This window comes from Paenibacillus sp. RC67 (assembly GCF_030020805.1).
Taxonomy (GTDB): Bacteria; Bacillota; Bacilli; order Paenibacillales; family NBRC-103111; genus Paenibacillus_S.
Window position 1 is genome coordinate 4,639,190 of the sequence record NZ_CP125098.1, and the last position, 24,830, is coordinate 4,664,019.

Below are 24,830 nucleotides of genomic sequence, written 5' to 3' on the forward strand. Positions count from 1 at the left end.
TTACGGCTTGAAGGGGGTTTGCCAAGAGCATATTTACGTGTCTACTTGACTCTGTTTGGCGTAACTTCGACCTCTTCCACTTTGTCTGCACCCTTGAAGATAACATCGTGAATATGTACATTAACTTGCACAACACTCAAGCCTGTCATTGATTCTATTGCGTGCTTAACATTTTGCTGCACACCAGAAGCCACTTCCGGAATTCTAGTGCCGAATTCAATCACTATCGAAACATCAATGGCTGCTTCACGTTGACCTACATCCACTTTAACGCCCTTGGACATATTTTTGCGGCCCAGAAGCTCAGCAATACCGCCTGCAAATCCACCGCTCATCCCAGCTACGCCAGGTACCTCGATGGTAGCCATTCCAGCAATGATCTCGATTACCTCAGGAGCAATTTGTATCGTGCCCATGTCGGTTTTTTCATAATCGGCAGCAATGATTGTCATAAAAGGATCCTCCTTGGAAGTTTTGCGATAGCAAAACATACTTAGTAGACGCTGAAAGGCAAAGACCTTAACGGCTTTACCTACAGCTTGCCAACATGCAGCCTATATTCAGCGCTTACTTTATGCATATGCGTCATTTCACAAAACTTGTCTTATCGATTACTATACCATTATCCTAAATATATGACAAACGAGGGATTACGAATTAGGATCGTTCACATCATGCTCTTCCAGGAACTTAATGTCAAAATCACCGGCGATAAACTTCTTGTGCTCCAGCAATTTTAAGTGAAAAGGAATGGTAGAGTGGATGCCCTCAATCGTAAACTCCGACAATGCCCTTTTCATACGCTGAATCGCTTCATCACGGTCTTTACCCCATACGATCAGCTTCGCAATCATTGAATCGTAGTGCGGTGAAATAGTATACCCGGGGTACGCAGCACTATCAACACGCACACCGAATCCACCCGGTGCTAAATAGAATTGAATTTGACCTGCTGAAGGCATAAAATTACGAGTCGAGTCTTCAGCATTGATCCGGCACTCAATGGACCAGCCATTGATCTGTACATCTTCTTGTGAGAAGGAAAGAGGCTCTCCCTCTGCAACATGAATCATTTCCTTAATAATATCAATCCCCGTAATCAATTCCGTTACCGGATGTTCCACCTGAATACGAGTGTTCATTTCCATAAAGTAAAACTGACCATCGGCTCCTAACAAGAATTCGAGCGTTCCTGCACCAGAGTAGTTAACCGCTTGTGCCGCACGAACAGCCGCTTCACCCATTTGGGCGCGAGTTTCAGGTGTCAGGATGGAGCAAGGAGCTTCCTCGACCAATTTTTGACGTCTGCGCTGCACCGAACAATCGCGCTCGCCAAGATGAACGACATTGCCATGCTTGTCAGCCAGAATCTGGATCTCCACATGCTTCATACCAGTCAAATACTTTTCCAAATAGACGCCTGCGTTACCAAAAGCTTTTTGGGCTTCTTGTTGTGCGGTCGTAATTTGTTGGATCAGCATTTCTTCGTTGTCCGCAATACGGATGCCTTTACCTCCGCCGCCTGCAGTAGCCTTGATGATAACTGGATACCCGATTTCACGTCCAAGACGGATCGCTTCCTCCATATCTTCAACAAGCCCGTCCGAACCAGGGATAACAGGGACATTGGCTTCTTTCATCGTTTGCTTGGCAACGGACTTGTCCCCCATTCTGCTAATAGCATTGGCAGAAGGGCCGATAAAAGTAATATTGCAGCTTTCACAAATCTCTGCGAAATCCGCATTTTCAGCTAGGAATCCGTAGCCGGGATGTATTGCATCCGTCTCGGTCAAAGTAGCGACACTTAAGATATTGGTCAAATTTAGATAGCTGTCTTTGGATAATGTCGGTCCGATGCAGTATGCTTCGTCCGCTAGACGAACGTGAAGCGCATCACGATCCGCTTCAGAATATACGGCAACTGTTGATATTCCCATTTCTTGACAAGCTCTTATTATGCGTACCGCGATTTCTCCTCGGTTGGCGATAAGTATTTTTTGAAACTTCACTAAGATTCTCCTCCTGAGAGCTTTGCGTAAGCAAAGCTTTCTTCGAAAGCATGACTATTGAGTTTTGCATACGCAAAACTAACGTCGTAAGCATGACTTGATGTTTTGCCAGAAGCAAAACGCTTGACCTTAAAGAGGTCTAACCAGGAACAAAGGTTGGCCGTACTCAACCAACTGACCGTTTTCAACCAGTACGTCGACGATCTCGCCTTTGATTTCTGCTTCGATTTCGTTCATAAGCTTCATAGCTTCGATAATGCATACAACCGATTTTTCTTTTACCGAGCTGCCTTTGGCAACAAAAACTGCGGCGCCTGGCGACGGAGCTTCATAGAATGTTCCCACCATTGGGGATACGATAGTATGTAATCCTGCTTCCTGCTTGGATGCCGCTGGTGAGCTTTCTGTAACCGTAGCTTGTACTGCCGGCTGTTGAATGGACTGTTGTCCTATAACTGGAGCAAAAGCTTGCTGAACCGGAGCTGCTGTAACGACAACAGATTCCGTTTTATTAGGTTTACGAATTGTAAGGCGGGAGCCTTCGCTTTCAATTTCCAATTCATGTAATGAGCTTTGATCAATAAGCTGTATCAATTCTTTAATTTCGTTTAATTTAAACACAAGATTCACTCCTTCAACGATGGTGAAACAACGACGTTGTTATTATAACACAATCTTACTTGAAGAAAAGAGTTTATTGTAACATACTTTTTCCACAAGACGAATGAACTCATTACAATAAAAAACTCCCGCCAGGCGGAAGCCGGCGAGAATTTTTCATTAACTCACATTATGGAATATACTGAACTACGATTTTGTCTGCTCCTACATTCATTTCCTGCATTACTTTTTCGACAATGCTGACGGCTTGACTTTTTTCCAGCTTATTGCTTTGAACCGTCACTCTCCATTTGGAAGCTTCTTGTGTAATTACAGCTTGCGGGAAGTCTTTCATCAGGTTTTCTTCCAGGTTGGATATTTTGGTTTCATTGTCTTGAAGCTTTTGCAGCTCGGCTGCGGCATTCGCTGCTGCCTCTTGGGTTTGTTTCGAGTCAGAAAGAATCGTTACCCATTTCTCGGATTGCTTAGCGATATCCTCATCACGCTTCAAGCCGAGATTGATGAAGTAGTCCACGCCGGATTTGGCTTGTGTTTGCACTTGCTGTAGTACTTTGGCGTCGGCTGGGCTTACTTGTTCATTTGCTTTACTAGTGGACTGACTGTTAGTGGTTGTATCCGTTTTTGCTTTAGTATCTGTTTTGGCATTAGATGGGGTGTCCGTTTTCACGCTGCTTGCTTTTTGATCAGGGGTCTGTTGTACAGCTCCCGACTGTTTGGCTTCAGGTGCGGTTGCATTCGATTTAGTATCCGTTTTCGTGTCGGATTTAGTATCAGACGGTGTTTGTTTGACGTTCAGATCGTTTGTGTTAACTACAATTTCTTTGGCCGTAGGACTGTTTGCCGTCGTTGATGAGCTCATTTCCAGCTTGCTCACATCTTCCGTGAACAAATAATAAGCGGACAGAACGACCATTAAACTAAGCATGGAAACTAACCAAATTGTTTGTCTTTTCGTATTCATTTCTTTATTCCTCCTTGAAATGGGTTTTATATTTTAATTGTTATTGCTTACGGGGTAATATAGAAATCTTGTTGGCGGGAACGTCCAGTCCCCTTTCCACTGCTTCTGTAATCATTTTTTTGACGGTCAAATTCTCAGCGCCTTTAGCAACAACCAAGACTCCCCTTATTTTTGGCTTGATGTATTTTTGAACGAGTGGCTGCTTGCCGTTCGATACTTCATATAGAACGACCTCGCCGCTGCGTGTAACATCGGTGATATGACGGGTCGCGCCATGCTGATCTTTTTCATTCGTCACCTGTTGGGTTTCCTTTGTATTCCGTTCTACGGTTACCTCCTCGGTCGAATCAATCGTCACCAGCACCTCCACCTCGCCAACACCAACGATTTTCGTCAAAATGTCCTTCAATTGGCTTTCGTACGCATCTTCATAATCTCTGAAAGCTGTACGCTCTTTATTGGCAGAAGCAGTAAACGTCGGTTGAGTCTGCGGGTCCGGAGATGCCCTCCCTTCATTGATGGGGTCAACATCCTTCACTGTAATGAAAGAATTGAGAATCATAAATGCTGCTCCCACAAGCCCCAGCAGGATTAACCAGCGAAACGTCTTTACTCGCTTTGTTCCGTTCGGCCCTCCGCCTAACCAAGTCTCCATCCATTTCATAAAGCCACCCATCGGTTCACACCTCCTTAGCATCGGGTTGCGCTGCTTATGACTTCAGTTTATCTGCTGTTACATCGACGAAAATTTGATTGAGCGGTACCTGCCACTCCTTGTTAATGGACATCCGAATTTGAGTCCTTTCCTGCTCATAGGCACTAACTGCGGCAGATTGCTCGTTATTGTCTTTGGCCGGTGGTGTCTTGCTGTCGGTAGAGATTTGGACGGTAACCGGCTTGACGGGTTCAATTGTGACACTTTTCACTGGCACCGATCCCTTCTCTTTTGGAGCTGCCGTGGTCGTTTCTCTTGGAGTTACATTGACATCCACCCTAACAATTTGCAGCTGTCCGCTGCTGTCTTTGGCCGTTTGGACCTTAACATTCTGCACTTCCATTGCGGCTGTTTGTTCGATGCCCCGTTTCATCAAATCTTCGATTTGCTGCTGGGCAATCCGTTGTGACTGCTGCTCCTGCTGGGCTTTCAATTGCTCCGCCTGCTGTTGAATACTTCCCAGCGACGCCATTTGGCTGGAATCACCTTGAGCTAGGTTCGATCCGAATAAGCCGCCTCCCTTAGTGTTCATCGCATCCGCCAGCAGCTGGTCGAGCGGAACATTTTTTTGAAAAATCGAGAGTAAAGGCTGGAGCAGGATTAACAAAATGAACAAGCTGATAACGGTTTTGACGTAGCGCTGCATCGATTGGCTCGGCAGCAGGATGTCCACAAACGTGGCAAGCAGGATGATGAGTACGATGGATTTAAGCCAACCGCCTAACCATTCCATGTCGATCACCCCTCTCTAGCCAAATGGTAATTAGCGCATCATGACCGACAGATTGCCCGCCGTTATTAAGATCGTGATGGCTAGGAAGAACATTAGCCCAACAACCGCCAATGCAGCGAATACGTAGATCAAGCTTTTGCCAATCGTTTCGAGGCAGGTTATCATCGGATTGTCTCCCAGCGGCTGAAGCACAGCGGCAGACAAGTTGTATATCAAGGCGAGAGCCATTATTTTCAATGCCGGAAAAGCGCAAAGAATCAATAAAATGATGACACCGGCCAGTCCCACAGCATTTTTCACCAGCAGCGAAGCTCCTATGACTGTTTCCGATGCATCGGAGAACATCCTCCCTACTACAGGAACAAAGTTGCCTGCAATATATTTGGCCGTTCGAATCGTCACTCCGTCTGCCACCGCGCTGGTCGTGCCCCTTATGGAGATGACTCCAAGAAACACCGTCACGAAGATACCTAGACAGCCGACACTGACATTTCGCAGTAAATTGGCTAGCTGTGTTACTTTGTATTTATCCGTCAAAGAGCTGACGATATGCAGTACGGCCGAGAAGAACAGCAGCGGAAAAACGATCAAATAGATTGCGGTTCCTACTGCATGGATCATGAACACGATTAACGGATGAAGCACAGATACCGATACTACATTCCCCATCGAAGCAAGCAGGGTTAGCAGCAGAGGTATGACCGCTACCATAAAATGAATCATGTCTGTGATCGCTGTTTTCGCATACCCTATGGCAACGCTAAAGCTGTTGATAGCCAAGATCATCAGAACCATGAAGGTAATCGCGTAAGCGACTTTGCTGACTGTGTTTTTTTCGAATGAGCTTTGCAGCGTCTCAAGCAGCATACTGAAGATGGTTAAAACAACGATGGATGCAAGCAGCTTGCCGTTATACAGAAGTTCATGAAACAAATAACGTAATATGCCTGAAAAGATAGATCCTATGCCAAAGCCTTTAGCGCCTGTAAGCATCTCCATAAATGAAGGCGTTTTTCTATCCGGGAAATACCCGCCATATGTTTTCATTAGCTGATTCCAATACTGTTCTACCTGGTCGGTATTTAACCGTGCAGCTTGTTCCTTTATAATCTGCTCCACGGGAGTAGCCTGGGCGATACTTGTATCTTCGGTAATTCCGAAGGCCAGTGGGTCTGAAACCAAAGAAATACTAGTAAAAAGTATAAAAACAAGTAATGTTTTGGCGCCTCGTATTCGAAGCCATTTCTCCATGTACGACAATGTGAGCCGCATTTGCGTCATCTCCTGGCACCATATACTTAAGCGGGCAGCAGCTTGACCACCGTTTCGATAATGACCGATACAATCGGAATCGCCATAACCATAATCAGTATTTTGCCTGATAGCTCTATTTTGGAGGCGATAGATTCTTGTCCTGCATCTCTTACAATCTGTGCGCCGAATTCAGCGATATACGCGATCCCGATGATTTTCAGAATGGTTTTCAGGAAAATCATGTTCACGTTCGCACTCGTCGCGAGGTCCTCCAAAATTTTAATTACGGATGCGATCTTGCCGATCAGGAACAAGAAGATGACGATACCCGTAAATGCAGCCAGAAGAAAGGCGAATATAGGCTTCTGTTCCTTGATGATCAATACCAGTATGGTAGCGATTAAGCCCAGACCTACGATTTGTACGATCTCCACTATGCCTCACCTACGTCTACTGGAATAAAAAAATGGTTTTGATTTCTTTGAACAAGTTATCCAGCAGGCTGACAACCATGAACAGTACGACGACGAAACCTATCAAGGTAACCCAGTGAGCCATATCCTCTTTGCCCATCTGTTTAAGCACGGTATGGATCATCGCGATAATAATCCCGATTCCGGCAATCTGAAATATCGCGTTCACATCTACGTTCATTCGTGGCACCTCACCCCTAGCCTCTTACTTCCTATGTAACCGTTGAAGGTCTCTCTGCTTCGCTTGAGTAACAGTTGCAGTTCTCTGACAACTGACTCTGCATCGCTTGAGTAACAGTTGCAGATTAATACATCAATATAACTATCAAAGCTCCCATCAACAGCCCCAGGCTTCTCCACATACTTTCATAACGCTTGCGTTCCTCTTCTGAACGGTCCAGATCACCCTGCAGTTGTTGAATGGCTAAGCGCAAATGCTTCACTTGATCTGTACTATCCGACAAGCCAAGTGTGAAGCCAAACTGGCGAACGATATCCTGCTCTCCTGCCTTCATTGAGGTATGCTTCCAGTGCTCCTGCAGCGACTGCTGCCAAATCTGTTGAGTAGAACGCCCTCCCGCTTGACTCAGCTCCTCCGCCGTATGACGAAAGATCGCATTAACCGGCTGCGGACACGATTTGGCTACCTTCATCAAAGCTTCCTGCAAAGGGGTGTGGCCGTAAACGATTTCGGTCTCCAATCTTTGTAGGGCCCGGATTACATCGCCGATTTGCTTTGGCCTTCGGGAATACTGCTGAGCTTGATAAAAACCGAATAAGGTGGCAGATAGTAAAATCATCATTGCACCTAGCAGCTTCAGCAATTGGCATCCTCCTTTCCCCGCTTTGCATAATTACCGATTCGGAGGGCTGCATTCCCGGTCCAGTCTAATAATGAGTCTTTCACATCGTGTCGGGACAAAGAAGCTTCAGATATCGATTCTACAGGCTTGGCAAGCTCCATCCGGTCTCCTTTGGCATCATAGACCCCTTCCAGCGTACCTGCTCCAGCTCGTTTGTTAAGAACTACGATCCGGTTGAATACTTCTCCATCGAGCAGTTCCTTGAGAACCGGTCTCCTTCGAACATCGCCATGATGCAGACCATGCGCTGTAGCAATAACCCGAATCCCTGCATGAATCGCTTCATGAATGGCTGCCGCATCCTCCTGTCGACCGATCTCATCTACGATTAGAACCTCAGGAGACATCGATCGGATCATCATCATCATCCCTTCGGCCTTCGGACAGCCGTCAAGCACATCGGTACGCGGTCCCAGATCAAAGCGTGGAACCCCTCTATCACATGCAGCAATTTCGGAGCGTTCATCGACAATGCCAACTTTCAAGCCTCTGCCTAGACCGTAGATCGAGCCTGAAGCTGTTCCCCCGCTGATTAGTCTTGCTAGGTCGCGAATTAAGGTTGTCTTACCCTGCTGCGGCGGAGAAACGATCAAGGTATGATGGATGCTGACTGACGAGGTGTCCACCAAGAATGGAAGCACGTGGCTTCCAGCCCCTTTTAACTCTCTAGCAACTCGGATATTGAAACTCGTGATTTCTTTCAGGTGCTTGACTTTTCCTTGCTCCAAAATAGCTCTACCCGCAAGTCCGATCCGATGTCCCCCCTGCACGGTAATATAACCGCGACGCAGTTCTTCATCGAAGGTATAGAGGGAATGCTGTGTCAGCATCTCAAGCAATGTTGAGCAATCCTCCCGAGTAGGCCTGTATGCAAGTGTAGGATCTTCGCACAGACCCGAGAGGGCTGCCACAAAGCTGTACTTCTGTCCCCATACAATCTCTAATGGACGCTCTTCCCGAACTCGAATCTCTTGTATTTCTTGAATGACCTGTTCTGGTAGAGTTGCTAGTCTTTGGCGCAGAGGGACAGAAAAAAGCCGGAGAAGCGAATGCATTTCGTTCATCCCCCCAAGCTGTCCAATCTTTTCATAATCATGTGTATGCTTGGCCGATGTAATTATGACTATTTACTTTTTTAGAATGCCAATAAAAATACAGCTCACCCCGGCTATAACCCAAATCATTTTGCCAAAAGATAGCTTTTCTGCTAGTCCTACTAGTCCAAGCGTCGTTGTGGTCAATAGAACGAGAGGCCCTACCATTGCCAGCCCAGTATTCACCATTAAAGCTTTATCAATCTGATTCAAGCGGAGCATTAATAAGGCAGCCAATATTTCGATAGTTCCTGAAAATAATCGCAGAGAGGCCATACTGAGTACAATTTTATTGATCACCGCTTCTTCCCTCCTTATATCCTTCATCTATTGAGCTGATGACAGCTTCTCTATTAATCTATGCAGGCTCGTCTCATTTTAGGCATCATGGGCACACCCCTAAATCCAATTGCATATGATGACACAGAAAATCAATACAAAAAATGTAAACAGCGAGGCGATAGATCATGGAGGTTACGTCACATATTAAGTGGCATCCCCTACTTAGCGATCCGACAAGGAAGCGTACTGACAAACCACGAGCACTTGGAAAAACAATGGTCATCGATAAAGGTTTGGGCATTCATGCTCTTGAAGATTTATTGCAGACGGCTGGAGATTATGTTGACATGCTAAAAATTGGTTTCGGGACATCACCGCTTTATTCAACGTCTCTGTTGAGACGGAAAATTGAAATGGCTAAAGAGCACAATATTTTGGTATACCCCGGTGGAACCTTTCTTGAAGTCGCTATGTGTCAAGGTGCTGTTGATGAATTTTTCGATATGGCCGGTTTTCTTGGTTTTAATGGACTGGAGATCTCGGATGGTACTATTGAGGTGGAAAGATCCGTACGAAGTGAATTGATCCGTCGTGGTCGGGAGCTTGGCTATACGGTGATTACGGAGTATGGCAAAAAATGCTGGGGCTCGTCCATCGAGATTGAGGATTTAATCGAAACCGTTGTTATCGATTCCGAACTAGGGGCTAGTCTGATTACAATTGAGGGACGTGAATCAGGCAAAGGCGTAGGAATCTTTGATGAGAACGGCGGCTGCAAAGATGCCGATATCGAACTGGTGCTCAATCAAGTGCCTAGTAAGCATTTGCTGTTATGGGAGGCGCCTCACAAAGAACAGCAGGTCCATCTGCTGAATACATTAGGTACGGACATCCACTTAGGCAACGTTGCGCCTTCCGATTTGATATCGTTGGAGGCTCTTCGGCGAGGCTTGAGATCGGATACACTTCATCTAGGTCAGGAGACGGCATCAGATTACAATGGAAACTGGGAAATATAAGCTGGATTCGAGCTCTGCTTTTCATCACAAGTTTTACAAAAACTCAGTGTGTGCTATCACAGACAGTTTGAGCTAGCAAAAACTCTTAGGAGGCACCAAGCGTGGACATAACAGTATTACCCAGCGTCAACGAGGCACGAGCAGATGAATTAGTCAACAAAACCGTCATCGTCATCGATGTCCTTCGAGCCACGAGCACGATTTTGACTGCGCTGGCCTATGGATGCAAAGCGATCTATCCCGTTGAAACCGTACTGCAAGCTAAACAGCTGTATCAGCCCGGATATATTCTTGGGGGAGAGCGGGCTTGCAAAAAAATTCCTGGGTTCGATCTAGGTAACTCTCCTTTGGAATACACCGACGCAAGTATTGCAGGCAAAACCCTGATCATGACAACGACCAACGGAACTCGAGCTATTCAAAAAGCCGGAAAAGCAGGAACCATTCTTGCCGCTTCTTTATTAAATGGGAAGGCTTGTGCGGAGGAAGCCTTAAGCTTGAGAAAAGACATCGTCATCCTCTGTTCAGGTACACAGGATGTATACTCCTTCGAGGATGGCGTTTGCGCAGGTCAACTGGTGGATGAACTTCTGAATGCAACTGGGGAGTATAGAACGGAGCTGAGCATCAATGATTTCGGACTCAGCATGCTGCATGCTTATCGTCACGTTCAGCACAACTTAACAGAAGCATTGCTTCAATGTTCCAACGGTAAAAGACTTTGTAAGCTGGGGTTTCTGGAGGACATCAAATATTGTTCACAGATGAATACCATTCCATTAGTTCCAATTGTCCGTGAAGGAAAATTGGTCGTTTCCACCGTCTCTCAACATAGCACATAGAGCTCCTTGTTCTAAAAACTCGTCCCCCTCATACAATTAGTAAAGAAGTCTATGAGACAAGGGGTCCTACGATGAACGGAGACATACTACTGTTAGTTCTCATTATTATCGGACTTATAGGGCGCTCGCCCATTATTACGACGGCTGCCTGTGTCCTACTCATTGTAAAACTAATCCATCTGGAACGCTATCTGCCGTCAATCGAACGTCGAGGATTAGAGCTGGGACTACTTTTTTTAACAATGGGTGTACTTGTTCCGTTTGCCAGCCAACGGATCACTTATAAAGATATAACCAGCATGTTTACGACATGGCCGGGGATTTTAGCACTTCTTGGCGGCGCCATAGCAACCTACATGAATGGAAAAGGATTGGAGCTGTTAAAAATAGACCCACAACTGGTTGTGGGCCTTGTTATCGGTTCTATCTTCGGGATTATCTTTCTAAAAGGAATTCCTGTCGGTCCGCTAATGGCCGCAGGAATTACCGCTTTCTTATTGAAGCTATTTACCTTTATGTTCGACAAGTTGAAGTGATCTTAGCGACGATCCTGAGGTCCGCCAACATATACCGTTTGATCTGTGTCCAAGCCGTATGCCGTGTGCAGAGCTTGGATTACTTCGTTTAAGCGGCTGTTATCAATGACGCAAGAGGTTTTGATCTCTGAAGTGCTTACCATGTTGATGCTAAGACCAAGATCAGAAATAACCTCGAACATTTTCGCAGCTACTCCTGGCGTACTTACCATACCTGCGCCGACGATGGATACTTTAACAAGATTCTCCTGAGAAGAAACTTCGCGGAAGCCCACTTCGGAACGGATGCCTTGAATAACTTCCAAAGCTCTGTCTTTATCCGTAAGAGATACAGTGAAGGAAAAGTCAGCTTGTCCGTTCATGATGCCGCTCTGTACAATAATATCCACATCAATTTGTGCTTTAGCCAAAGCCGTAAATACTTTAGCCAATTGCCCCGGTTTTTCTTCTATTCCGAGGATACTGATTCTAGCCACATTCTTATCGCTTGCAATCCCACGAACAACGATTCCTTGCTCCATCGCTGCTTCCTCCTTCACATTCGTACCTGCATTATGGTTAAAGCTGGATCTGACGACCAGCGGCACATTGTAATTTTTAGCATACTCAACAGCTCTCGGATGCAGCACCGCAGCACCCAGATTAGCCAGCTCCAGCATTTCGTCATACGTAATTTCCGGAAGCTTGCGCGCACATTTGACTACACGTGGATCCGTCGAGTAAATGCCGTCTACATCGGTGAAAATTTCGCATACATCCGCTTGGATTGCAGCTGCTAAAGCAACAGCCGTCGTGTCGGAACCACCGCGGCCCAACGTCGTAATCTCACCTTCCGTAGTCATTCCCTGGAATCCGGCTACAATAACAACATTGCCTTGATTTACAGCCTTCAAGATTCTTTCTGGCTGGATATCTGTAATTCTTGCTTTTCCATGTACAGCTTCTGTGTACATACCCGCTTGCCATCCGGTAAAGGAAAGAGCCGGTTGACCCAAGCTTTGGATTGCCATGGACAGCAAAGCTACGGACACTTGCTCGCCTGTAGTCAACAGCATATCCATTTCACGTGCAGGAGGCGTTACCGAACAAATTTGCTTCGACAAGTCTATCAAATCATCTGTTGTATCACCCATGGCAGAAACGACAACAACACATTGGTTGCCTTCCCGCTGTCTCTCTACTACACGATTGGCTACACGTTTCATTCGTTCCGCATCACCAACGGAACTGCCGCCGAATTTCATCACTATAAGAGACAAAGCTGTTCACTCCCTACCGAAACTTTTGCATAACAATGTATCATTATACCATAAGAACGCCTAAGGTTGAAGTAGAAAAATGTCGGATTATCCCACGCTACATCCCATTCCCCTGCCTTTTTTTCCCTTTTGGTAAATCACGAATGATTACGGCATTCTAGGCCTTGTCTCTTACGCCCTACCGTTAATGCATACATATAATACCCGATAAGCCCACCTATTACATTTAACATAATATCGTCAACATCGAAACTGCCTACCTTGAATATTAACTGGATGGTTTCTACCAATAACAATGCCCAAAATAACAGATTCGTTACCTTGTACCATTTTGCATAAGAACGGAATAAACAAGGAATCAAAAATCCGAACGGTACGAACGCAGCAACGTTGCCAAACAAATTAATAACCCAGATATCCAAGTTATAATATTGAATATCCGCTACATAGCTCCAAATCGTTTTGAATGGTGTCAGATTGTACAGCCTTTCTGTACGAGCTCCTCTTGAGAACCCGAAAAAAAGCAAGTATATCATCAGCAAGGTATACGAAAAGAAGAGAAGCCAAGCCATCCTGATTAACGACTTTAACTGCAAGATCTGTCTCAATGGAATCAGCACCTTTTTGAAAAAATAAGGTAAGAGTTATTATTAAACGACAACGCTCCTTAGGGAAAATAATACCACAAAATTCCTGATAAGAGCCTAACTTCCTGCTACAAAACTTCAGTCTGTAGATTCTTCATTTCAAAACAAAAAAACCTGCCGCAATGGCAGGTTTTCGAAACTAACAAAGACTAGGCGCGAGAAATGTATTTACCTTCACGCGAATCGATCAGCAATACATCGCCTTCGTTAATGAACAAAGGAACTTGAACGCTCAAGCCAGTTTCAAGCTTAGCGCTTTTTGTAGCACCTGTAGCGGTGTTACCTTTAATACCTGGCTCTGTTTCAACAACTTTCAGCTCAATGCTGTTAGGCAGGTTGATACCGAGGATTTCTCCTTGGTAGCTCATGATATGGATCATCATGTTTTCTTTCAGGAAGTTCAATTCCCATTCCAATTGTTTTGCTGGCAAGCTGAATTGGTCATAAGTTTCTGTATCCATGAAAGTATGCTCTGTACCACTTGCATACAGGTATTGCATTTCACGGTTTTCGATATGTGCACGACCTACGTTTTCACCCGCACGGAAAGTACGTTCAACGGTGTTACCGTTACGCAGGTTTTTCAATTTGGAACGAACGAAAGCTGCGCCTTTACCTGGTTTTACGTGTTGAAAATCAATTACAGTGAACAAATCACCGTCAACTTCAATTGTTAAGCCTGTCTTAAAATCGTTTACTGATACCACTGAAAAATACCTCCCTAAAAATGTGAGCAGAAGACCTGACTACCCATTCGGTTTCAAGCTTCTACCAAGATGTTGTGCTAATCCAATGCAATCAAATCCTTGCTTGAATGCGTCAATATTTTAATTCCGGTGTCTGTAACGACGATATCATCTTCGATCCGAACTCCACCGAAGCCTGGCAAATAGATGCCAGGTTCGACCGTTACAACCATTCCGGGCGTTAAAACCGTGTCTCCGTTCTTGGAAAGCCGCGGCGCCTCATGGACTTCCATTCCAAGGCCATGCCCTGTACCATGACCGAAATAGTCTCCGTATCCGTAGCGCTGGATGATATCTCTTGCAATAGCATCCGCTTCTCGGCCCGTCATTCCCGGTCTGATCTTGTCCAAAGCCGTCATTTGCGCTTCAAGAACGATATTGTAAATTTCTTTATGCTTATCTGTAGGTTTGCCCACGACTACGGTTCTCGTGATATCGGAGCAGTACCTTTTATAATAAGCGCCGTAATCCAATGTGACAAATTCATCTGTCTGAAGAATACGATCGCTTGCTTTGCCATGCGGTAATGCTGAACGTTCCCCGGACGCGACAATCGTTTCAAACGAAGTGGAAGCCGCTCCATTTTTGCGTACGAACATCTCCATTTCTAAAGCAATATCCGATTCTTTGGCACCTGGCTTCAAAAAGCTCAAAATGTGCGTGAAGGTACGGTCAGCCAAATCAGCCGCTTCCTGAAGAATAGCTATCTCAGACTCATCCTTGATAACACGCAGCTTTTCGACAATTCCGTCAGTTGCTGACAGTTCAATGCCGCTCAAAGCCTTTGCGGTGGTTTGGTAAGCTCCATAGGTCATGTCGTTTTGTTCAAATCCGAGCATAGAGATCCCCAGCTTAGTGAGCAGATCTTTTACGGTCTCCATCGGATTTGGTGCGTGTTCAACAACTTCATACGCCGTAGCTTGAGCAGGTGCTTGGGTCATGTAGCGAAAATCCGTCAAAAGGTACGCTTTGGTCTCGGAAATTAACACAATGCCGGAGGATCCGGTAAAGCCCGTCATGTAAAGGCGGTTTACTGCATTGGTAATTAAAAGCGCCTTTAGTCCTTGCTCTTGCAAAACAGTGCGAAGGCGTTCTATACGTGCTTGATGCATTTGTTATCCCTCCAAGGAATTGAGGTGGCTTACAATGGCGCGAAGACCGAGCTCGTAGCTATCTACACCTAGACCGGCTATTTGGCCGAGTGCAACGGGAGCGATCACCGAAGTATGGCGGAACGCTTCTCTTTTGTGGATATTCGATATATGTACTTCAATAGTCGGAATCCGAACAGCGTCGATTGCATCGCGAATCGCGTAGCTATAATGAGTGAAAGCTCCTGGATTCATCACGATGCCGTCTTTATCCGAGAAAGCTTCGTGAATCTTATCGATTAAGGCTCCTTCATGATTAGATTGAAAGCATTCCAGCTCAACCGATAACTCATCCGCCAGCTGTTTGAGCCGCTGTTCAATCGTTTGAAGTGACGTAGTGCCGTACACGCCTGGCTCACGAATGCCGAGCATGTTCAAATTCGGACCGTTTAACACCAATATTTTTTTCAATCCGGTCCCTCCATCCATGTTACTCATCCTATACAGAAATACACACCCGATTATTTTACCATAACTTTCTTCCGTTTGAGAACTGTTTTTTGCAGCATACCGCGGTGCGGCTGAATTATTCTGGCTGAGGCTCCTGATTATTGGTGTTAAAGGGCTCCCTTTCCCGCTCATCGTTGAATTCCATCGAAATGCTGTATCCGATAAACAACCCCCAAACGATAAACAAGCAGATCTCTGTAATAATGGTATTCCAGTCCAAAAATGCTATCCAGTTCATCATTCCCGTTACCGGTCCGATCAATAGAAAAATCAATACCCACCAGACTGCACCGTAAGTTATCCCCGGCCAAGGTCCGGTAGACTTTGAAAACAATGCTGTATACAATAAGGAAGCCAAAATGGAAAAAACGATAAAAGTTACCCATCCTACCATATATCCCTGAAAGCTGTTCAAAAATGATCGTTTGTAAAACGACTCCACTAAAAAGCCCGGCGGCAGACTGGTAAAGTGCAGATAATGCTCCAGCATTTTCACCGCACCCCAAATCAAGCCGGCAAAAAATCCAATATTTAACGAAAACAACCAGCGGTTGGAAGGGACTTTGGCTCTCGGATCATTCATGATGTTCCTCCTATTACGGTCGAATACCGTTAGTATATACAAATATTTGTCCCCTAAACGGTAGCATTCTCGCTTTGAATCCGATACAATAATGTAGAGTCGCCATTTTATATTTAGCAGAAGAAGGTGTAGTCGTTGTCACAAAAAGAGAAACCATGCACCATTTACGGTGGTCAAGCCGTGATTGAAGGGGTTATGTTCGGAGGCCAAAATGTAAACGTGACGGCCGTTCGCCGTAAAGATAATTCCATTGAGTATTTGGAAGTGCCCAAGACAGAAATCGGTTGGGTTCGTCCTTTAAAGAAAATACCGTTCATTCGGGGTATTGTAGGCATTATTGAGGCCAGTGCTAAAGGTGCGCAGCATCTCAACTTCTCTGCGGAAGCTTATGCTGAGGAGGAAGGTGACGGATCGCCAAAAGAAGAAAAAAAGGAATCCGCCGCTGGGCGCATTTCGATGATTTTAGGCGTAGCCGTGGTCGGTATCTTATCGTTTTTGTTTGGTAAATTTATATTTACATTGGTCCCTCCAATAATTGAGCAGCTGTTGTTTTCCAAAGTATTTGAAAATCAGATCGGCCATAACTTAGTGGAAGGTCTTATCAAAATCATCTTGTTGATCGGCTATATTTACTTTATTTCGTTAACGCCGATGATCAAGCGACTATTTCAATATCATGGAGCGGAACATAAAGTCATTAGTGCTTATGAAGCCGGTGTCGATCTAACCGTTGAAAATGTACAAAAATTCAGCACATTGCATTACCGTTGCGGAAGCAGCTTCATTGTATTCACAGTCTTGGTCGGTGTAGTGATCTATTCTTTCTTTACCTACGATTCCTTCGTGGAACGGATTGTACAGCGTATTGTTTTACTGCCTGTAGTTATCGGAGTTTCTTATGAAGTCCTTCGCTTTACTAACAGCTTGCGTGAAGTTCCTGTTCTTCGATATCTTGGATATCCGGGTTTATGGCTTCAAATGCTTACCACCAAACAGCCGGATAATTCGATGGTCGAAGTATCCATCGCTTCTTTTAACCGAATGAGAGAATTAGACGAACAAGCAAGAGCATAATATGGATTAAAGGAGGGGCAGCGATGAAAAAGCGATTTTCCATAGCCACCTATGTTGTTCTGGGGTTAGCCTTAATCGGAATCGCCTCCAAAGCTTTGCAGTTGCTTATACCGATATTTGTTTTTGGGGTTATCTTTTTGCTTTATAAATATCCGCCTAACCGGTGGCGTAAGCCTTCTTTCTCCACCAAAAGCGGAAGTAAAACAAAGGAAAAACGCACGCGCAACGCTTCTTTCCGAGTTATTGACGGTAACAAGGGAAGCTCCGAGGAGCCTCCCAAATATCATTAAACGGCGACTTGATCGCCGTTTTTTTTATGTTCAATTCGTCTTCTTCCTTAAAACATGCTGCTCAAATCCTTGCTTGTAGTCCGTCAGCTTCCATTTATTCAAGAAGACCTCGCCTGCCAAATACCCCGCTTCGTATAGCTCCTGACTTTTTTCATTCGAAATGTCAAAATCCGTTACGCTTACACCAAGCGTAGGTATCTTGATCGTCCGGAACCGGTTCACCTCTTCAATATAACGTTCATCGTGAGCATCCATCATAGTTGAGAACAATGCTTTAAACATAGAAACGGGTCCCACGATCGTGTTCGGTTGGCCGCTCCCCCTCCCTACGAGCTGAAAGCCAATTGTGGGAACAAGCTTCTCCATGGCGGGTGCATGATCCTTATCAAAAATCCAGAGAGGAAAATTACTCAACAATCCGCCATCGACGATATAGGCGAACTGATCTGCAAAGGGTTGCTTCTTGGATCTCTTGTCAGGTGCTTTTCGAATAATAACAGGATCAAAAAAATAAGGGATGCTTGTGCTCATTCTAACCGCTTTGGACACAAGGAGTTGATTAGGATCAATCCCGTATTGAGCAATATCATCCGGCAAGACCAAGAGCTTGCGATCCGAAATGTCCGAGGCAATGATGCGCAGCTGATTTGTTTTCAAATCGCTAAATGTACGAATCCCTTTGGCTAAAAGAAGCTGGTGGATCCAATGCTCTAAAGCCTCTCCCGAATAAAGTCCTTTTTTAATAAACAACCGGGATAAAGGGCCTATAATTTTCGTATTAAAAATTGGTGCTCGCTGCATAAAAGAACTGAACGGTGTTGCCATAATTACTTTCTTCATTTCTTCCGCCGTATAACCTGCTGCAACCAAGGATGCGACAATGGCACCCGATGAGGTTCCGGCAACCTGATGAAATGTCAACCCTCTACGCTCTGCTGCTTGCACGGCACCGGCAAGAGCGATTCCTTTGACCCCTCCGCCCTCGAATACCGCATTGATTTTCATCCGCATCCCTTCTCCCGCACATAATCTTCACCATAGAAAATGTATGCAGGGAGAGATTGTACGTATGTCTCCGGTCCAATATAAGCAAAAAGACGTATGCTCCTTGCGAGCATACGTCTCCTAGACTATTAAAATTGTGAACGAAGCTTCTCTACGATGTTGACCGTATGCTGCCACTCTTCGTCAGTAATTTCCGCTTTGCTGTACTTTGCTTTTTCAAAAATAGCCAATACTTGATCCAAGTCCGCTTTCATCCATTTGCTTTGCTGGGTCCAACGACGCACTGCTTCGCGCAGCGTTTCGTGCTCATAACGAATATAACCATTACGGCGGCATATGCGAAGCAATCGTTCACACTCCACAATTACTTTTTGCTTTAACAAGGAGGCCCGTCGTCGTTCCAGCTTCTCTTGCATTAGCTCCAGCAGCTGCAGCTTCCATACTAGGAAGGCGGCAACAGCAGCTATGGCAACTACGATCGCAGAGATACCTATCCACTGCCCGTGACGCTCAAGCACTGTTGCTTCTGGCGCTGCAGGTGTAACCTCAGGCACAACAGAGGATTCCGCAGAAAGCTCTTCAAGTTGTACTGCGCGTGGTAATGTAAATCCGGAGGTAGGCTCGAATGGAATCCACCCCCATCCATTGAAATAGACCTCTACCCAGGAGTGGGCATCCGCATTACGTACCGTATACACCCCGGCAGCATCAGGATCCATCATCCCTTCATTCCCAAACATTCCGAACATCTCATCTATATTAGATGACTGGCCGGAAGCGTATCCTTTCACCCATCGAGTAGGAAGTCCGACAGAACGGGATAGCACAGCCATTGCAGATGAATAGTAATCGCAATAGCCCTCCTTAATCTCGAACAAAAACCGATCGACGAAATCGCGGCTTCGGCCTTTGCTCAAATCCGGTTTATTCGTGTATGGATAGTTCTCACGCAAATATTTTTCTATTGCTTTCGCTTTATCGAATGGACTCGCTGCATTTTTTGTAATATCCGCAGCAAGCTGGCGTACTCTGCCAGGCAATTGATCAGGCAGCTGTAGATATTCTCCCATATCGCTGCGAACCGATGTATCGGTCACCTTGCGTAATCCTTCTTCATCAATTACTGGCATTTGAGAGATGACCGTGTAAGTTTTGGGATACTGCTGATTAGCAGAACCATTCAATCTTAGCTCTGATTGTGATGGTGCCCATTGTAATGGCTCAAATCCACCCTTTACCCCATTAATATCGGTAACTTTTTGAATATCAAAGGCTCCGAACAATACAGGATATTTGTCTTCTGATAAGAAGCTGATAATCTGCTTAACTTCGATGGTTTTCATCTTACTACCAGAGCTTCTCGGGTCCGGAGTCAAGACAGCATCGGGACGAACCCCTGTTGTAGCTGCTCGTTTATCCGTATCGCCCGCTTCCCAGCCTCTACCGGTATAGAGAGCACGTGTTTCCCCTCTCCAATATCCGCGGTGAGTCGTATCCACTGTCATGACGGGAGTATAGTCGAATTGAAACCCACTCCCTAGCGCGGCATCACTGCGGCTATACCCTGAGGAAGTGTCGCCTGAGGATGTTGCCACTTCGACTCCTTTTCCAGTTGTAAAATTAACCGTTTCTCCTCTTAATGTACGCCAAGCCGTGTATGGGTCGGTGACCATCGGGCCCACTTCCGGCATAATAGACCCAATCACAACGGTTAGGCTTATAAGTGAAATGATGGGTACAGCAATCGATGCCGGATAATCAGCCAGATAGCTCCAAGCCATGGGGTCTTTTTTGCGAAGCTGCTGAAAATGACTAAGAATCAATAAGAACAGTCCGCATCCTATCGTGATAGCGACTTGAGGCCACAAGTAGATGCTGGAGAAGGAATCGCGAATGCACATGGCTAGTACGCTGACTATCAACAGTACATAAACACGCCACTTAACCTCCACCCACCATATTAAAGCTAAGTAGGCCACCCATGCCGCCAAACTGAACCATAAATAAGGTGTGAGTTGGTACAAATTCAGAAATAAACGTGAAGTAAAAAAGCTTGATGCAGACATGCTCTCAATAACGTGATAGTGAGATAATACCTGTTTATTAATGACAATGATCATGACCAGTTGAAGCAAGCCTCTTATTAACCAATGAATTCTGGGCAAATGCTCCAAAATAAAAGTAGCCAGCAATGTTAGCTCGACAATTAATACCGTCTCGGGAAGCCACAGATGATCTTCCTTCATGAACCATAAAACGTATTGAAGCAGTAGTATGCCTACCAGCAAGACGCTTAGTCTATGCGGCCATTGATTGAGAAATAATCGACTAAATAAGGAGGGTTTCTCGTTCATCCCGTTCGACCTCCTAACATTACCGGCAGCTCATGCAGAGATTGTATCGCGTAGCCCGCAACACCTATCGATTGGAGCTGCTTCAGCCATCTTTCCTTATTGCTAGGATCCGAACAAAGCCACAAATGACATGGATTCAGCTGCAGCTGCTTAAGCAAACTAATAATTTGCAGCATCGGCTCACCATAAACGGGTGTGATAAGCGTAATAAAGCTGCCTGGAACCAGGTTTTGAGCTTTTTCCCTAAGCACCTGTTTAAGATTGTAGCTCCCATCGGCCTCGACTTGGATAAAATGATGTTGGACCATTTTATGCTGATTTTGTCCTGGCTTCGGCTCATAATACACATCGTCCGCACCCGTTGATAACAGCCCTAAAGCTAAGCCTCGGGTTGAACCGTACTGAAATAGCGAGGCAGACACGGATACTGCCAACTCGAATTGATCCAGATCGTTATATGCCTTCCGTTCCCGATCCAGAATGAGATAGGTCTTCGGAAGTGATTCCCTCTCGAATTCCTTAGACTTCCACGTTCCTGTCTTCGCTGTCGCATTCCAATGAATTCTTGACAGACGATCGCCATAAATATATTCACGTACTCCATTAATTTGAGTTGTTTCTCTTACGGCGCGAGTTGTTGTGGAATGATGGTTGGTCCCTTTCATCATCTGATGGAACTGCTGCCACTCACGAATAGCCACGGTTTGCGGAAGCACTACAATGCTATGGGGCAGCTTCAAGGTGCCGCTATGCTCGAATAACCCGAAGATATCCTCGGTCACACATTCCGTAGTTCCGAAGGTGTAGGAACCTCTGCGCAAAGCCGGGGTACGGTATTCCCATTCACCACGGCGACGCCAATCTGGAACGACAGTTGCTTCGAACTCAAGCTCCGTACCATTTTTGTGAAACAGCCTATCCTTAACAAATATATAAGGCATAGGCCAAAAACCGGGGATTTGCAGGTGAATCGAGACACCCAGTGAACTTCCAGCTTCCAGTGTCCCTCCATGATCCACATTGTTAAGGATACGTGTCCCCTGGGTACGTTTAATCCCGCTCCATTGCCCCAAGAGTAGATAAACGCTCAGTAAACAGATAATTACAAAAACCATCAGCGCCAATTTCCCGCCCTGAAACAAGAGAAAACCGAGACTCACAATAAAGCTGGTAAGAACCGCCCAAAATTGCTTGCTCATACGCTGCCGCTCCGTCAACTTTTGCACGATCGATCCCCTCATCATGCTCATTTCTCCAATCGAATCGGCACTCTAACCTGCTGGAATACGGATTGCAGTACGGACTGCACCGACGTCCCATCCATTCTTGCTTCTGCGTGGAGCAGGATTCGATGTCCTAGTACATAAGGAGCTAAAAATTTAATGTCATCCGGTATGACATAGTCCCGTTCCTGAAGAAGCGCATACGCTTTGGATGCTTGAACTAGTGCGAGTGTAGCTCGAGGGCTTGCACCCAAGAAAATAGACGGATGCTCTCTTGTCTGACGTGTTATGGCTACAAGATAGCTAGCAACCGCATCGTCCAAATGGACCTGCTTAACGCGCTGCTGAATGGTACTGATCTCTTCAACATCCGCTACAGGCTGAAGCAATTCTATCGGATGAACGACGCTTTGCGAATGGATCATTTTTGTTTCGGTTGCTTCATCCGGGTAACCGAGGCTGAACTTCATCATGAAACGGTCCAGCTGGGCTTCCGGTAAAATATAGGTCCCTTCAAAATCAATCGGATTTTGCGTTGCCAGCAAAAGAAACGGGTTGGGAAGCTCATGTGCTTCTCCGTCCACCGTAATGTGCCGCTCCTCCATCGCTTCCAGAAGCGCGGATTGGGTCTTGGTCGTTGCCCGGTTAATTTCATCTGCAAGCAAAATATTAGTAATGATAGGACCTGGTCGAAAAATAAAAACTTCGTCTTTGGGATGATATATAGAAACCCCCGTAATGTCTGTTGGGAGTAAATCAGGATTACATTGGATTCGCCGAAATTGGCCGCGGATTGACTTGGCGAGTGATTTGATCAATACCGTTTTCCCTGTCCCTGGCACATCTTCCAGCAGGACATGCCCTCCCGCCAGCATGGCTGTCAAAAGAAGCTTAATCTCGTCCGTTTTACCAAGGATGCAAGATTCCAAATTCGCTTGAATGCGCTTTATTGTCTGTATATCTTCTTTTAGGTTAGGCTCCATGATCCTGATCCTCCTTGGGGTTTTGGAAATAGTGGGTCATAAAGATATAATAAGTCCTAATTCTATTCTACAAGATTCAAAAAAACCAGTATACATGTAAAAATGCTAAATTTGTTTGTATAATTACACATTTTGGTACATTTTCAGCAGGATACTCCATTTCAATCGCGCTCATGAAGGTTTTAATGAAAAAAACTCCGAGGAAAAAGCTTCCTCGGAGCAAATGACCACACAATATATTCTGACGCTGTGAATTGTAATTATGTTGCTCATCACGTAATATTTATCCCTTAGGTTTGCATACCAGAGCTGCCAGGAAAGAAAAAATGATCGCAGCTGATATCCCTGCACTCGTCACCTCGAAAATCCCGGTAATAATCCCAATCGCACCGTGCAGCTTAAGTTCCTGCATAGCTCCATGTACAAGCGAGTTACCAAAGCTCGTAATCGGCACTGTCGCTCCTGCACCGGCAAACTTGATAAATGGTTCATACAAACCCACACCGTCCAATACAGCACCCGCAACTACAAGCGAACTCATCGTATGCGCTGGTGTCAGCTTTCCAACATCCATTAACAGCTGGCCAATAACACAAATTGCCCCACCTATGACGAAGGCCCAAACGAAATGCATGAATGTGTCCACGGTCTATACCTCCCCGCTTTCTATCGCTACGGCATGAGCAATGCATGGGATGCTTTCCCCTTGCTGAAATGATAACGGGGACAGCAAAGCGCCGGTTGCTACAACCAACACCCGCTTCAGCTCGCCTTTGCGCAGCTTTTTCATGATATGTCCGTAAGTTACGACTGCTGAGCAGCCGCACCCGCTTCCACCGGACATAACGGCTTGTTTTTCTACATCAAAGACCATCAGACCGCAATCTTTATAAGTGGTTTGATTCATTGGAACCTTATGTTTATCCAACAGCTCACAGGCTATTTCATAACCGACTGATGCCAAATCTCCTGTGACGATAAGATCGTAATAGCCAGGCTCACGACGAAAATCCCTAAAATGCGCTTGCATCGTGTCAACAGCAGCAGGAGCCATAGCGGCCCCCATATTGAACGGGTCTTTAATCCCCATATCAACGACACGCCCTATAGTTGCTCCAGTAACGACAGGCCCTTCTCCATGCCGAGACAATACTGCAGCTCCTGCCCCAGTCACCGTGTATTGAGCCGTCGGCGGCTTTTGCGATCCATATTCGGTCGGGTAACGAAACTGTTTCTCCGAAGTACAGTTATGGCTGCAGGTTCCAGTCATAGCATACTTGGCAGACCCAGAATCCACTACTAACGATGCCAGAGCCAAGCCTTCCATGGAGGTTGAGCAAGCACCGAAAATACCAATATACGGAATGGACATCGTTCGTGCTGCAAACGTATTGCTTATGATCTGGTTCATAAGGTCGCCGCCGATGTAAAACTGTACTTGTTCCTTCGTTAAACCGGCATTTTCAATCGCCAGCTTTCCTGCTTCCTCCATCAGTTTTCGCTCGGCCTTCTCCCAACTGTCTTGTCCTAAGGTAAGGTCGCCGTGGACAATATCAAATTCTTCCACCAACGGTCCCTGACTCTCGTCAGGTCCAACAACCGTAGCTGTCGCTTGGATGACAGGCTTGTTGCGGAATATCCAGCTTTGATGTCCCTGCAGCAT

The 24,830-nt window shown here is 45.6% G+C and carries 29 protein-coding genes; 5 read left to right on the top strand and 24 right to left on the bottom strand.

Annotated elements, in window-relative coordinates; all coding sequences use genetic code 11:
* Positions 1 to 41: 41 nt before the first annotated feature.
* From QMA13_RS21275 to QMA13_RS21330, 12 genes are all read right to left on the bottom strand, one after another.
* Positions 42 to 452, bottom strand: coding sequence for an Asp23/Gls24 family envelope stress response protein (locus QMA13_RS21275; RefSeq protein WP_028548779.1), 411 nt, complete (start codon positions 450 to 452; stop codon positions 42 to 44).
* 198 nt (positions 453 to 650) lie between these two features.
* Entirely contained in the window at positions 651 to 2,009 is a 1,359-nt protein-coding gene (accC, locus tag QMA13_RS21280; RefSeq protein ID WP_282935742.1) for an acetyl-CoA carboxylase biotin carboxylase subunit, read from the bottom strand.
* Between the two features lie 129 nt (positions 2,010 to 2,138).
* Complete coding sequence (accB, locus tag QMA13_RS21285) at positions 2,139 to 2,630, bottom strand: acetyl-CoA carboxylase biotin carboxyl carrier protein (protein ID WP_282935743.1); 492 nt, start codon at positions 2,628 to 2,630, stop codon at positions 2,139 to 2,141.
* Positions 2,631 to 2,799: 169 nt separating this feature from the next.
* Positions 2,800 to 3,591 carry a SpoIIIAH-like family protein gene (locus tag QMA13_RS21290; RefSeq protein WP_282935744.1) on the bottom strand — a complete coding sequence of 264 codons (792 nt, stop codon included), beginning with the start codon at positions 3,589 to 3,591 and terminating at the stop codon, positions 2,800 to 2,802.
* A gap of 40 nt (positions 3,592 to 3,631) precedes the next feature.
* Complete coding sequence (spoIIIAG, locus tag QMA13_RS21295; RefSeq protein ID WP_282935745.1) at positions 3,632 to 4,267, bottom strand: stage III sporulation protein AG; 636 nt, start codon at positions 4,265 to 4,267, stop codon at positions 3,632 to 3,634.
* Between the two features lie 34 nt (positions 4,268 to 4,301).
* A complete protein-coding gene (gene spoIIIAF, locus QMA13_RS21300; RefSeq protein WP_282935746.1) occupies positions 4,302 to 5,039 on the bottom strand; it encodes a stage III sporulation protein AF in 738 nt (245 codons plus the stop codon).
* Between the two features lie 30 nt (positions 5,040 to 5,069).
* On the bottom strand, positions 5,070 to 6,311 hold the full coding sequence (gene spoIIIAE, locus QMA13_RS21305; protein WP_282935747.1) for a stage III sporulation protein AE: 1,242 nt from the start codon (positions 6,309 to 6,311) through the stop codon (positions 5,070 to 5,072).
* A 26-nt stretch (positions 6,312 to 6,337) separates the two neighbouring features.
* Complete coding sequence (gene spoIIIAD / locus QMA13_RS21310) at positions 6,338 to 6,727, bottom strand: stage III sporulation protein AD (RefSeq protein WP_282935748.1); 390 nt, start codon at positions 6,725 to 6,727, stop codon at positions 6,338 to 6,340.
* 16 nt (positions 6,728 to 6,743) lie between these two features.
* Positions 6,744 to 6,947 (bottom strand): stage III sporulation protein AC, encoded by a 204-nt coding sequence (spoIIIAC, locus tag QMA13_RS21315; RefSeq protein WP_079910804.1) that lies wholly within the window; start codon positions 6,945 to 6,947, stop codon positions 6,744 to 6,746.
* Between the two features lie 124 nt (positions 6,948 to 7,071).
* Positions 7,072 to 7,590, bottom strand: coding sequence for a stage III sporulation protein SpoIIIAB (spoIIIAB, locus tag QMA13_RS21320; protein WP_282935749.1), 519 nt, complete (start codon positions 7,588 to 7,590; stop codon positions 7,072 to 7,074).
* Positions 7,584 to 8,684: a stage III sporulation protein AA gene (spoIIIAA, locus tag QMA13_RS21325; protein ID WP_282943485.1), complete on the bottom strand. Its 1,101-nt coding sequence runs from the start codon at positions 8,682 to 8,684 to the stop codon at positions 7,584 to 7,586. The genes spoIIIAB and spoIIIAA overlap by 7 nt, the downstream gene beginning before the upstream one ends.
* Before the next feature lie 72 nt (positions 8,685 to 8,756).
* Entirely contained in the window at positions 8,757 to 9,023 is a 267-nt protein-coding gene (locus QMA13_RS21330) for a YqhV family protein (protein WP_282935750.1), read from the bottom strand.
* 167 nt (positions 9,024 to 9,190) lie between these two features.
* Here QMA13_RS21330 and comA point away from each other — a divergent pair, with 167 nt between their 5' ends.
* From comA to QMA13_RS21345, 3 genes are all read left to right on the top strand, one after another.
* Entirely contained in the window at positions 9,191 to 10,024 is an 834-nt protein-coding gene (comA, locus tag QMA13_RS21335) for a phosphosulfolactate synthase (RefSeq protein WP_282935751.1), read from the top strand.
* A gap of 101 nt (positions 10,025 to 10,125) precedes the next feature.
* Entirely contained in the window at positions 10,126 to 10,866 is a 741-nt protein-coding gene (locus QMA13_RS21340) for a 2-phosphosulfolactate phosphatase (protein ID WP_282935752.1), read from the top strand.
* 71 nt (positions 10,867 to 10,937) lie between these two features.
* The gene (locus tag QMA13_RS21345) at positions 10,938 to 11,402 is read left to right on the top strand and encodes a DUF441 domain-containing protein (RefSeq protein WP_282935753.1); all 465 of its coding nucleotides are present in this window, start codon (positions 10,938 to 10,940) and stop codon (positions 11,400 to 11,402) included.
* Positions 11,403 to 11,404: 2 nt separating this feature from the next.
* Here the strand turns inward: QMA13_RS21345 and QMA13_RS21350 are convergent, their stop codons facing one another.
* The 6 genes from QMA13_RS21350 to QMA13_RS21375 form a co-directional block, all read right to left on the bottom strand.
* A complete protein-coding gene (locus tag QMA13_RS21350) occupies positions 11,405 to 12,661 on the bottom strand; it encodes an aspartate kinase (protein WP_282935754.1) in 1,257 nt (418 codons plus the stop codon).
* A gap of 137 nt (positions 12,662 to 12,798) precedes the next feature.
* Positions 12,799 to 13,233 carry a VanZ family protein gene (locus QMA13_RS21355; protein WP_282943486.1) on the bottom strand — a complete coding sequence of 145 codons (435 nt, stop codon included), beginning with the start codon at positions 13,231 to 13,233 and terminating at the stop codon, positions 12,799 to 12,801.
* A gap of 224 nt (positions 13,234 to 13,457) precedes the next feature.
* Complete coding sequence (efp, locus tag QMA13_RS21360) at positions 13,458 to 14,015, bottom strand: elongation factor P (protein ID WP_028548793.1); 558 nt, start codon at positions 14,013 to 14,015, stop codon at positions 13,458 to 13,460.
* A gap of 77 nt (positions 14,016 to 14,092) precedes the next feature.
* Positions 14,093 to 15,166, bottom strand: a complete 1,074-nt coding sequence (locus QMA13_RS21365; protein WP_282935755.1) for a M24 family metallopeptidase — start codon at positions 15,164 to 15,166, stop codon at positions 14,093 to 14,095.
* Between the two features lie 3 nt (positions 15,167 to 15,169).
* Positions 15,170 to 15,616, bottom strand: a complete 447-nt coding sequence (aroQ, locus tag QMA13_RS21370) for a type II 3-dehydroquinate dehydratase (RefSeq protein ID WP_282935756.1) — start codon at positions 15,614 to 15,616, stop codon at positions 15,170 to 15,172.
* 115 nt (positions 15,617 to 15,731) lie between these two features.
* A complete protein-coding gene (locus QMA13_RS21375; RefSeq protein WP_282935757.1) occupies positions 15,732 to 16,238 on the bottom strand; it encodes a YqhR family membrane protein in 507 nt (168 codons plus the stop codon).
* Between the two features lie 195 nt (positions 16,239 to 16,433).
* Between QMA13_RS21375 and QMA13_RS21380 the strand changes: the two genes are divergently transcribed.
* Positions 16,434 to 17,312 carry a DUF1385 domain-containing protein gene (locus QMA13_RS21380; protein WP_481858240.1) on the top strand — a complete coding sequence of 293 codons (879 nt, stop codon included), beginning with the start codon at positions 16,434 to 16,436 and terminating at the stop codon, positions 17,310 to 17,312.
* A 23-nt stretch (positions 17,313 to 17,335) separates the two neighbouring features.
* Entirely contained in the window at positions 17,336 to 17,602 is a 267-nt protein-coding gene (locus QMA13_RS21385; protein WP_282935759.1) for a hypothetical protein, read from the top strand.
* A gap of 30 nt (positions 17,603 to 17,632) precedes the next feature.
* On the opposite strand, the gene QMA13_RS21390 is transcribed toward QMA13_RS21385, so the two are convergent.
* From QMA13_RS21390 to spoVAD, 6 genes are all read right to left on the bottom strand, one after another.
* Positions 17,633 to 18,607, bottom strand: a complete 975-nt coding sequence (locus tag QMA13_RS21390) for a patatin-like phospholipase family protein (protein WP_282935760.1) — start codon at positions 18,605 to 18,607, stop codon at positions 17,633 to 17,635.
* Positions 18,608 to 18,735: 128 nt separating this feature from the next.
* The gene (locus QMA13_RS21395; protein ID WP_282935761.1) at positions 18,736 to 20,961 is read right to left on the bottom strand and encodes a transglutaminase TgpA family protein; all 2,226 of its coding nucleotides are present in this window, start codon (positions 20,959 to 20,961) and stop codon (positions 18,736 to 18,738) included.
* The gene (locus QMA13_RS21400; RefSeq protein ID WP_282935762.1) at positions 20,958 to 22,205 is read right to left on the bottom strand and encodes a DUF58 domain-containing protein; all 1,248 of its coding nucleotides are present in this window, start codon (positions 22,203 to 22,205) and stop codon (positions 20,958 to 20,960) included. Before QMA13_RS21400 ends, QMA13_RS21395 begins: the two co-directional genes overlap by 4 nt.
* 2 nt (positions 22,206 to 22,207) lie before the next feature.
* Positions 22,208 to 23,197, bottom strand: coding sequence for an AAA family ATPase (locus QMA13_RS21405; RefSeq protein WP_282943488.1), 990 nt, complete (start codon positions 23,195 to 23,197; stop codon positions 22,208 to 22,210).
* A 253-nt stretch (positions 23,198 to 23,450) separates the two neighbouring features.
* Complete coding sequence (gene spoVAE / locus QMA13_RS21410) at positions 23,451 to 23,801, bottom strand: stage V sporulation protein AE (RefSeq protein WP_282943490.1); 351 nt, start codon at positions 23,799 to 23,801, stop codon at positions 23,451 to 23,453.
* Between the two features lie 15 nt (positions 23,802 to 23,816).
* On the bottom strand, positions 23,817 to 24,830 hold the full coding sequence (gene spoVAD / locus QMA13_RS21415) for a stage V sporulation protein AD (RefSeq protein WP_282935763.1): 1,014 nt from the start codon (positions 24,828 to 24,830) through the stop codon (positions 23,817 to 23,819).

Coding starts and splice junctions, on each gene's coding strand:
- QMA13_RS21275 (WP_028548779.1), bottom strand. CDS start 452: ATGACAATCATTGCTGCCGATTATGAAAAAACCGACATGGGCACGATA.
- QMA13_RS21385 (WP_282935759.1), top strand. CDS start 17,336: ATGAAAAAGCGATTTTCCATAGCCACCTATGTTGTTCTGGGGTTAGCC.
- spoVAD (WP_282935763.1), bottom strand. CDS start 24,830: ATGCTGCAGGGACATCAAAGCTGGATATTCCGCAACAAGCCTGTCATC.
- QMA13_RS21355 (WP_282943486.1), bottom strand. CDS start 13,233: ATGGCTTGGCTTCTCTTCTTTTCGTATACCTTGCTGATGATATACTTG.
- spoIIIAA (WP_282943485.1), bottom strand. CDS start 8,684: ATGCATTCGCTTCTCCGGCTTTTTTCTGTCCCTCTGCGCCAAAGACTA.
- spoIIIAG (WP_282935745.1), bottom strand. CDS start 4,267: ATGGGTGGCTTTATGAAATGGATGGAGACTTGGTTAGGCGGAGGGCCG.
- QMA13_RS21290 (WP_282935744.1), bottom strand. CDS start 3,591: ATGAATACGAAAAGACAAACAATTTGGTTAGTTTCCATGCTTAGTTTA.
- QMA13_RS21400 (WP_282935762.1), bottom strand. CDS start 22,205: ATGATGAGGGGATCGATCGTGCAAAAGTTGACGGAGCGGCAGCGTATG.
- spoIIIAC (WP_079910804.1), bottom strand. CDS start 6,947: ATGAACGTAGATGTGAACGCGATATTTCAGATTGCCGGAATCGGGATT.
- QMA13_RS21390 (WP_282935760.1), bottom strand. CDS start 18,607: ATGAAAATCAATGCGGTATTCGAGGGCGGAGGGGTCAAAGGAATCGCT.
- spoVAE (WP_282943490.1), bottom strand. CDS start 23,801: ATGCATTTCGTTTGGGCCTTCGTCATAGGTGGGGCAATTTGTGTTATT.
- QMA13_RS21375 (WP_282935757.1), bottom strand. CDS start 16,238: ATGAATGATCCGAGAGCCAAAGTCCCTTCCAACCGCTGGTTGTTTTCG.
- QMA13_RS21395 (WP_282935761.1), bottom strand. CDS start 20,961: ATGAACGAGAAACCCTCCTTATTTAGTCGATTATTTCTCAATCAATGG.
- QMA13_RS21345 (WP_282935753.1), top strand. CDS start 10,938: ATGAACGGAGACATACTACTGTTAGTTCTCATTATTATCGGACTTATA.
- QMA13_RS21365 (WP_282935755.1), bottom strand. CDS start 15,166: ATGCATCAAGCACGTATAGAACGCCTTCGCACTGTTTTGCAAGAGCAA.
- comA (WP_282935751.1), top strand. CDS start 9,191: ATGGAGGTTACGTCACATATTAAGTGGCATCCCCTACTTAGCGATCCG.
- spoIIIAE (WP_282935747.1), bottom strand. CDS start 6,311: ATGCGGCTCACATTGTCGTACATGGAGAAATGGCTTCGAATACGAGGC.
- QMA13_RS21380 (WP_481858240.1), top strand. CDS start 16,434: ATGTTCGGAGGCCAAAATGTAAACGTGACGGCCGTTCGCCGTAAAGAT.
- spoIIIAF (WP_282935746.1), bottom strand. CDS start 5,039: ATGGAATGGTTAGGCGGTTGGCTTAAATCCATCGTACTCATCATCCTG.